Annotated in this window: 7 protein-coding genes; 4 read left to right on the top strand and 3 right to left on the bottom strand. The window is 47.9% G+C overall.

Translation table 11 applies throughout. From position 1 onward, the window contains the following. The 3 genes from QW087_07810 to QW087_07800 all read left to right on the top strand — a co-directional run. Positions 1-801, top strand: an 801-nt coding sequence (locus tag QW087_07810; GenBank protein ID MEM2944628.1) for a hypothetical protein, incomplete at its 5' end; no start/stop codon positions are given. A 39-nt stretch (positions 802-840) separates the two neighbouring features. Further along, positions 841-1,509, top strand: a complete 669-nt coding sequence (locus tag QW087_07805) for a recombinase family protein (GenBank protein ID MEM2944627.1) — start codon at positions 841-843, stop codon at positions 1,507-1,509. Between the two features lie 140 nt (positions 1,510-1,649). Then, entirely contained in the window at positions 1,650-2,240 is a 591-nt protein-coding gene (locus QW087_07800; GenBank protein MEM2944626.1) for a hypothetical protein, read from the top strand. Positions 2,241-2,285: 45 nt separating this feature from the next. Here the strand turns inward: QW087_07800 and QW087_07795 are convergent, their stop codons facing one another. Together QW087_07795 and QW087_07790 are read right to left on the bottom strand one after the other, a co-directional pair. After that, positions 2,286-2,411 carry a hypothetical protein gene (locus tag QW087_07795; protein ID MEM2944625.1) on the bottom strand — a complete coding sequence of 42 codons (126 nt, stop codon included), beginning with the start codon at positions 2,409-2,411 and terminating at the stop codon, positions 2,286-2,288. Positions 2,412-2,553: 142 nt separating this feature from the next. Continuing rightward, entirely contained in the window at positions 2,554-2,709 is a 156-nt protein-coding gene (locus tag QW087_07790; GenBank protein MEM2944624.1) for a ribbon-helix-helix domain-containing protein, read from the bottom strand. 83 nt (positions 2,710-2,792) lie between these two features. Between QW087_07790 and QW087_07785 the strand changes: the two genes are divergently transcribed. Continuing rightward, entirely contained in the window at positions 2,793-3,074 is a 282-nt protein-coding gene (locus QW087_07785; GenBank protein ID MEM2944623.1) for a hypothetical protein, read from the top strand. Between the two features lie 95 nt (positions 3,075-3,169). On the opposite strand, the gene QW087_07780 is transcribed toward QW087_07785, so the two are convergent. Next, positions 3,170-4,207 (bottom strand): transglutaminase-like domain-containing protein, encoded by a 1,038-nt coding sequence (locus tag QW087_07780; protein MEM2944622.1) that lies wholly within the window; start codon positions 4,205-4,207, stop codon positions 3,170-3,172. Positions 4,208-4,403 lie beyond the last annotated feature (196 nt).

Genomic DNA, 4,403 nt, shown 5'->3' with positions numbered 1-4,403 from the left:
GGGGCAGATATGGAAAGCGCTTTGGAAAAAAGCGTCCTCAAAAAGAAAAAGCCGGACGCGTCGAAAAAGTTTCTCAGGAAGATGAGCAGCATATGGTACAGGGTTGCGGAAAATATCGACAACGACTTCCTGGAGATTTTCCTCATCACCAGCCAGAGCGCTGGCATGGAACCGAGCATGGGCAGGGCGTTCGGTGTGGGGAAGAGCAGCCTCTCGATTTGGATGGCGTACAGGGCGCATGCCTACGCCCGCGGGCTCATAAGGTTCGAGAAAAAAGGGGAAGAGCTCGTGCTTGTCGACGAGGCTTCCGAAAAAGAGAAGCTGGCAGTCATGGAAGATGTGGTGAGAAAATACACCTTCTGGAACATCCTCGACGTGGTGAAGAAGATCCAGACGACGCGGGAACATATCCCCGCGTTGATATGGGACGACGTGCAGCGCACCTGCCCGGCGTGGCAGCACATAGCGCCGAAGCTGCGCGCGCAGATCGAATATTTGACGATGGCGAGGCAGAGGGTGGCGAACATCATCCTGACGGCGCCCGCCATGAGCGACATCGCGAGGCCCCTCAGGCGCAACGTGACGTGGGAGATCATCGTGCCGCAGAGGGGGATATACGAAGTGCAGTTCCTCGTGAAGCACAGGGACTTTTACAACCCCGACGGCGACCTGGGCAGGCTGTGGTACGAAGCCACGGGCACATTTTCGCCTTTACCCGCAGAAATAGATGGGATCTACAAGAGATTGAGGGAGAAGACGCTGGACGTCCTCATGCTCGAGGAAGACGACGAAAATGGCTGAGTATATATATCGTCTATTAATATTGAAAAACAAGGGGGAATGCGCGAGGAGGAGTCTGGAAGCATGAGGGTCGCGCTTTACGCCCGTGTCAGCACCGACGACAAGGATCAAAACCCGGAAACGCAGCTCTTCATCCTGCGGGATTACTGCAGGATCCACGGACACGAAATCGTCGATGAGTTCGTCGACGAGGGGCGCTCGGGAAAGGATCCCAACAGGCCCGCGTTCAAGAAGATGATGGAGGAAGCGAAAGACAAGAAGCATCGCAGGTTCGAAGCGATCGTGTGCCTGAGGCTGGACAGGTTCATGCGTTCAGCGCTCTACGGCCTGCAGGCGACGCAGGAACTCAAGGAGGCGGAGTGCGACTTGATATTCGTCAAGGACCAGATCGACACCACGACGCCTGGAGGGAAGTTCTTTTACACCCTCATGCTCGCCTTCGCCGAGATGGAGAGGGAGCACCACGCGGAGCGCGTGAGGGAAGGTATCCAGAGGAGGATACGCGAGGGAGGGCGGTGGGGGAAGGGCGCGAGGAAGGACGTTAATGTACCGCTAGCTGTCGAGCTGCTTAGGACGGGGAAGGCAAGGAGCGTGTCCGAGGCGGCAAAGATCCTCAAAGTCCCGCGCAGCACGCTCGTAGACCACGCCAGGAGGAAGGGGATCGACCTGTCGGATTACACACCCCCCGAAAACCGGGGGGATGCTTAAATACGGGAGAGCGCAGAAGAGCTGACGGTTTGAGAGGTCTCAAACCGACAATGCGCTTACATGCGCGATAGTTCGCGGGCGTGCGATATGATTATATATATACAAAAAAGCTTATTTAATACAAGACCCTTTTATTTTGCGTGACCAGTGATGTAGGTATTAGGACAGAGGGTGCGCGTCCTGATACAAATATCCTCATGAAGAACCTTGATATCACCCGGCGAACTGTAGAGTCTCTCGATCGCTCTATAATAGGCATTCGGCAGCTCTTTTTTGTTCTTCTCAGCATCACCATAGCTGGGGCTTCGAACGCTGCAGCAAGAGTCGATATCCAGCTCGGCTTGCTTCTTATCGCAGGAACTGCGATATTCCTAATCGTAATGGCACCTCTCCTGTGGGACCTAGATACGCACTATCGTATCTATCTGAGAGAAGCGGTGAGGACAGCTGAAACAATAGAGAGGGAATTGGGGCTCGACAGTCCCCCATCGATTGGTGTGACTACGAATTTCGAAAGACTAAGAATGGGGAGCAAAAAAGGTTTTGTCATTCCGGCTAAAATCTACCTTTACCCGTGCATCATGGTTTACTGTGCTTTGCTGGGTTCCGTAATATATTATGGTATTCAAGTGGGGGCGGATGTTCTGTATTATTTTGGTCTCGTTAGTGTTTATGTTGCTGGGATTATTATTATAGTTTGGCATAAGCAAATCAAATCAGTTTGCAAATAAAGAAATAAACTGAATTCCAGTCATAACGTGATGTTATTGGGGTCACTACTTTACCGCTTCTAATCTCTCCCTTACCCAATTTCTCCACCGCTTCCTAATAAGCAAACCAATAATCAGGCCTGTGATCGATCCTGCCATGGTGTAAATTATGAAAGCCTGATCAAGCAACATCCACACCCCATAATCAGTATTTGCTGAAGGTATATATCCTTGTTTGCATAGAAAGACTTCGATGATTGAAACCGCTCTCTACAATATGCGTATACCTCGAGTTCCCATATCGTGCAAAAAGGGGAGACATTAGAATTACTCTCTATCCCTTCTCGCCAGTCGCCTCCCTGTAATTCAGTACGCACACCTCCACGGCGTGCGATCTGTTCGCAAAGACCCTCTTCTCCACCATCTCGTCGATCCAGTCAATGAGTTCCCTTGGGATTGTGACTGATATCTTCTCCCTTTTGCCGCTCATGTCGGATAAATGAGTATAGAAAGACTTAATATCTTATGCGATCATATCGGATATTATCCGATAATAGAATATAGGTGACCATCATGATTTCAAGGAGCGGTTTCAATAGAATTGTCGAAGTCGACTACGACAAGGACCCGTATACCGATCACGAGATCATCAAGGGCATCGATCGGAGGGTAGGAGAGGACTACGGCCTGGGAGCTGCGGACCTGGCGTTCTACATCCTCGAGAGCATGCAGACGGCGGGCGATTCCGATGAGGTCGTCAAGGTAGTGACGAGGATCTGCAGCGGTGTAATAGAAATCCACAGGATCGCGAGGTCGGCGATGTTTGAGGAGAGAATGGCGACTCACAGGTACTGACCGGAACTACTTTAGAGATTCTCGATTAGTCCTTACGCTTGAAAAAAAGAAGGAAATGAAAATTCTGTTTCAGGAAAGAGATAAGATTTTTTTCTTCATTGTCTAGATTGCATCCACGAGATGTATTCGTTTGTTGAACTAAAAGTCCTGTCCATATAGTCGGAGAAAACTCTGCACACTCTAACATCATTTCCCATACCAGGCTTCCAATAATTCAACCAATTGTTGATCTCTTTTTCGATGCTGTTAAACATGATATTTCCGAAAAAATTGCGACTATAATAGTGTCCTGCCGGATCGAAAATTACGAGTTTGCCACCGCTAACCAAAATTTGCACTGCTACATGGCCTGATTTGTTACTTTCTATACAAATCGCCTCTGCTTTATAACGCATTCCATTGTAACACCTGATCATCGAGCAGAGGAGAATTGCCTGGTCTTCACAATCACCTGACTTTAACAACAAAGTTTCGTTTGGGAATTGCCACATTTCTTTTCTGAAAGTCAACGCATCCTGAGGTTCATTAGGAAGCAAAGGATATAGGCCATCATATCTGTATTCTATATTGTTGCATACCCGCAGATATAGTTCCTTGATGTCATCCCAGTATTCATCCCAATTAGAATCGTCGCTCCATCCTCCTGTGATATTGAAAACTGTATCCTGCACTAACCGATCGGTAGGTGTGATGAAAGACTCAATATCCATGTGATTACATCGGTGGTTCACTTTATCAACAAGACTGAGATAGGCTTTCACATGGTCTGAGTAACTTGCTTCGAGAACTGCTATTTCATATTCTAATAATTGAATTTGTTCGATTAGTCCAGTCTTCTCATTTTGCAACTGGCTGATCTGTGCTTGCAATGACTCTTTCTGGCTCTGCAACGTCTTGATTTGGTTATTGAGCTGCTTAACTCTTGCTTCCAATGTTACAATTACGTCAGCGGACTCATTTAAGTCATCGCGAAGCTCAGAGATTTGGCCATTCAGGTCTTCGATAACTGCTCCCTTTTCGCCTAACATTTTCAAATGAGCTACGGTAGTAGTAGCAAGAGCCGCCGAAAGGACTATGCAAGCGATTCCAAGAGCGATAAAAACATTTCTGGCCTCAGATTTCTTTTCAAACATATCCCCCACCTGGCTGAAGGTGATGTATAGCTTTATACGAGATAAATATTTTTCTCAATTCAATGATAGTTAGAGTATTTCCTCGACCGCCTTCCCCTGCAATCATTGCATAAAGCGACTGCTTGGAAGCCGCGGTGTGATAATTTCAAAAACTGGCATGATTGACACACTCATGGAATCTGGTTTGTTTATCTTT

Source organism: Methanomassiliicoccales archaeon, from assembly GCA_038850735.1.
In the GTDB taxonomy this organism is placed as follows: Archaea; Thermoplasmatota; Thermoplasmata; order Methanomassiliicoccales; family JACIVX01; genus JACIVX01.
Note: the sequence above shows the minus strand (reverse complement) of the source record. Positions and strands in the feature narration are given on the sequence as shown.

What these genes read in the sequence shown, in the direction of transcription:
- QW087_07805 (MEM2944627.1), top strand. Translation starts at nt 841, where the DNA reads ATGCGCGAGGAGGAGTCTGGAAGCATGAGGGTCGCGCTTTACGCCCGT.
- QW087_07795 (MEM2944625.1), bottom strand. Translation starts at nt 2,411, where the DNA reads ATGTTGCTTGATCAGGCTTTCATAATTTACACCATGGCAGGATCGATC.
- QW087_07790 (MEM2944624.1), bottom strand. Translation starts at nt 2,709, where the DNA reads ATGAGCGGCAAAAGGGAGAAGATATCAGTCACAATCCCAAGGGAACTC.
- QW087_07785 (MEM2944623.1), top strand. Translation starts at nt 2,793, where the DNA reads ATGATTTCAAGGAGCGGTTTCAATAGAATTGTCGAAGTCGACTACGAC.
- QW087_07780 (MEM2944622.1), bottom strand. Translation starts at nt 4,207, where the DNA reads ATGTTTGAAAAGAAATCTGAGGCCAGAAATGTTTTTATCGCTCTTGGA.